Below are 1,460 nucleotides of genomic sequence, written 5' to 3' on the forward strand. Positions count from 1 at the left end.
CTACGGTATGGAAACGGATCTAGGCAAAGGCTTTGCTGCCTCTCATTTTGGTAACGAAGCAAGCGTAACCACAATGGAAGCAAACCTAAACGCAGCATACAAAATTAATGATGCGGTAAGCATTGGTGGTGGTATTCGTTACATCATCGGTGAAGGAAGTTTTGGCGCTACGACTCCTAAAGTAAACGTATTACAAAAACCTCAAGGTACGACTCTTAAGTACATGGAAGGTGACGATACGGCTTGGGGTTGGCAATTGGGTACAGCGTGGCAGATCAATGAAAACAACCGCATCGGTTTCACGTACAAATCTGAGGTTGAGCTAAAGCTTGAAGGTCATGCTGAGGGCCTTGGTTTTGGCTTCGGTACTCCTAAGCTTCCACAGCTGCGTGACAATGGCTACATGTACCTAAACCTACCAGCAACGGCTGAACTAGCGAGCTTCCACCAAGTAACAGACCAACTTGCGCTACACGCAAGTTTCAACTGGACTGACTGGAGTTCTTTCGAGAAGCTAGAAGCTCACCTAGAAACCGCTGGTACACACATGGTGAAAGTGGAAAACTGGGAAGATAACTACCGCTTTGCAGTTGGTGCGACTTACCAACTTCAACCTAAGGTAGCCCTACGTACTGGTATTGCATACGATACGTCTGCTGTAAGTGATAAGAACCGCACGATCACTATTCCAGAAACAGACCGTACTTGGTTAAGCATCGGTGCAACTTATGACTGGACGAAAGACTTCAGCCTAGACGCTGGCTTCACTTACATTATCGCGAAAGACGCACCAATCGTTGAGTCTCGTGGCTACAAGTCAGACGATTCAGCTGAAGTAGTTGGCGGTCAATTCGTTGGTGAAACAACGGGTAACGTTTGGCTAATCGGTGTTCAAGCGAACTACCGTTTCTAATTACTCGTTAAAAAATCGAGAGACAAAAAAGGCTTAGCACTTGCTAAGCCTTTTTTATTGCGTTCATTTTATTTGAAACATCAACGATTAGAATTCATCTAGATATTCGTCTAACAACGCTTCTTCTTCCGGATTCACTTCTTCAACCGTGTCTATTTCTGCTTTAAAGTTTTGACGCTGAATGTAGACATCTCGAGTCAGTACATAAGGATCTGGAGAACTATCAAGCTGTGCTTCTTGCGGTACAAGCAACGCTCGTTTTTCCAAACCTTCTAATGCCCACTTCCCTAAACCAGCCCAAATATTCAAGTAAGATAATGGGAGATACATACCATCGACGGTATCTGTCACTTCTCGCAAAGTATAAGGACCATAACCAGGTATCATAAAGTATGGGCCATTCCCTACGCCATAATGACCAACAGCACTGCTGAACTCTTTATTGTCGTACTTGGTGATACCCGCCGCAGTTGCGATGTCAAATACACCGAGAATACCGAACGTAGAGTTAATCCAAAAACGGTTAAAGTGATCCACCGCTTTGCTA

The 1,460-nt window shown here is 44.7% G+C and carries 2 protein-coding genes; one reads left to right on the forward strand and one right to left on the reverse strand.

Annotated features, from left to right (window positions below):
- A partial coding sequence (locus R7E42_RS24165; protein ID WP_318073110.1) for an outer membrane protein transport protein occupies positions 1-913 on the forward strand: 913 nt, incomplete at its 5' end.
- An 87-nt stretch (positions 914-1,000) separates the two neighbouring features.
- Here the strand turns inward: R7E42_RS24165 and R7E42_RS24170 are convergent.
- Positions 1,001-1,460: MlaA family lipoprotein (locus R7E42_RS24170; RefSeq protein WP_318073111.1), on the reverse strand; the 460-nt coding region annotated here is incomplete at its 5' end.

Origin of the sequence: Vibrio sp. Vb1337 (assembly GCF_033338715.1) — a bacterium.
Classification (GTDB): domain Bacteria; phylum Pseudomonadota; class Gammaproteobacteria; order Enterobacterales; family Vibrionaceae; genus Vibrio; species Vibrio alginolyticus.